This is a genomic window from Pedobacter sp. (assembly GCF_045628745.1).
In the GTDB taxonomy this organism is placed as follows: domain Bacteria; phylum Bacteroidota; class Bacteroidia; order Sphingobacteriales; family Sphingobacteriaceae; genus Pedobacter.
Genome location: NZ_JAZQPU010000107.1, coordinates 1 through 1959, shown reverse-complemented (window position 1 = coordinate 1959; position 1959 = coordinate 1). Strand labels below are relative to the sequence as shown.

At 40.9% G+C, this 1959-nt stretch carries 2 protein-coding genes and 1 riboswitch; both genes read right to left on the bottom strand.

The window, feature by feature from the left end:
• Positions 1 to 24 precede the first annotated feature (24 nt).
• Complete coding sequence (locus tag ACR2F7_RS04620) at positions 25 to 1110, bottom strand: acyl-CoA dehydrogenase family protein (RefSeq protein ID WP_432712421.1); 1086 nt, start codon at positions 1108 to 1110, stop codon at positions 25 to 27.
• Complete coding sequence (gene pnuC / locus ACR2F7_RS04615) at positions 1107 to 1736, bottom strand: nicotinamide riboside transporter PnuC (RefSeq protein ID WP_432712420.1); 630 nt, start codon at positions 1734 to 1736, stop codon at positions 1107 to 1109. Before pnuC ends, ACR2F7_RS04620 begins: the two co-directional genes overlap by 4 nt.
• A 93-nt stretch (positions 1737 to 1829) precedes the next feature.
• Positions 1830 to 1922, bottom strand: a riboswitch (TPP riboswitch).
• Positions 1923 to 1959: the final 37 nt, after the last annotated feature.

The window sequence follows — 1959 nt, the reverse complement described above, 5'->3', positions numbered from 1 at the left end:
AAACAATTAATAAGAGCCTCTTAATTATTCAAACGTTAATAAAGCATGCTGACTTGCGGTATGTAAATCCCGCCATACCCTGTTGATCTCGGTTTCTTTTTTTGCAGCTTCTAAGCCACAATAGGGAAATAACTCATCAGCCATTCTGCGAGAACCGTGTGCTAATTTTCTACTCAGCCTGCTCACTTCAGTAAGTTGATCAGCAGCAATAGCACCATTGCTCATGAGCTGCTGCCAAGAAAGATCAAAAGCAGTGTAAAATGAGCGTTTAATCTCCTGCAATTCCTGAGAACAGCGGTAAAGCGTGCTTTCAAAAAAGCTTTTCTGTGCTTGGGTAAAACGCTTCTGACCAGATCTTCGGTTAAAGGAATCCTGAGCCAGGTTGATGAAATGCTGTGCCATCCCTAAACTGTTGACCGCTAAAGTCGTTTCTGCAAGCTGTAAAAATGGATAATCGAAACCTACAGCTTTAACCTTAATGTCTTTGTTGATTTCAAAAGTCCTGTTGAGGGGTACCTCCACATTATGCACCTCAAAGGAATGACTGCCCGTAGCCACTAAGCCAAAATAAGACCAGCCTGAAATCACCTTCACCTCATCTCTTTTCAGGATGAAAGATTTGACGACTGGCTTTCCCACATCGTCTAACAGGTCATGGCCATCAGCAGTTTTTAAAATACAGTTAGCCGTAAATATAGTAGCATGCGAAGCTCCACTTGCATAATTCCAGCTGCCATTAATTAAATAACTATGCTTAACTTTCATAGCAGTACCGCCAATGGCGCCACTACCTGCAAAACATATTTTGGGATCAGCAAAAACTGCTGCGGCAAGCTCAGGATCTAAGAATCCGGCAAACCAACCGGCACCACTGCAAAGGGTGACTGTCCATCCTAAACTGCCATCTGCTTCAGCAATAGCTTCCTCGAGACGTAAAATTTCAGGTAAGGTTAAGCCTGGTCCTCCATAAACCTCCGGCACAAAAAGTTTGAACCAGTTGTGTTCATAAGCGAGTTGTAAAAGTGCAGGATGCAATTCTCCCATTTCTTCAGCTGCAGCAGCATATTGTTTAATAAGCGCTGTTGTTTCCGGGCTTAAGTTGTTTTTCATAGTTGATGACTCAGTTCTTGCTGCTTTTGGTTAAGGATACGCTTCCAGTCCAGGAAGCCGAAAATGGCCACTATAAAAAGAATAAAGGTTAATACCGCAAACATGGGTAGTTGTTTATGGATCAATAAAGGGATGGCAAAGAGGTTAGAAATGTTTAGGAAGATCCAGTTTTCTATTTTACGTTTTGCCAAAAGCCACATGCCTGCCCATGCGGTTGATGATACAAAAGCATCCCAGATGGGTACATCAGAATCTGTATAATGTTTTAAAACTATATAGAGTAAAGCAAAACCTAGGGTAGAAATGAGCACGGCAATTTTAAGCTCCCTGTTCGTAGACCATGTAATGGCCACAATTTTAAGGGAACCTCTTTTTCGCCATGCCAGCCAACCATAAACACTCATCACCAAATAGTAAATATTCAGCAGTGTTTCTGCATATAACCTTACATTAGCCAGGAGGTACATGCTCAATAAAATAGAAATAATGCCTGTGGGATACAACCAAATGTTGTTTCTCTTGGCTAAAAATACTTCTGTAACACCAAAGCTCACCGCGAGCCATTCCAAAAGTGTTGTGTGTGTAAGCTGTTCAACAAAAATCAAATACCAGTCTTTCAAGTCCATATTTTTTTACATCATTTTCTCTCCTGCAAAAACAGGAAATAGTAAAACATCAAGACAGCATATGCTGACTCAAATTAAATAAGGTAAGTTGGAAAACCAGTTGCTTACCTTTCCTAACCGGCATTATCCGGTCAAGGTTCTACGGGTTTATTCTCAGCCTTAAGTATGGCACCCCGAGGTGAATAGAAATTGTATAATTCGGTGTAAATATAATGATAATACC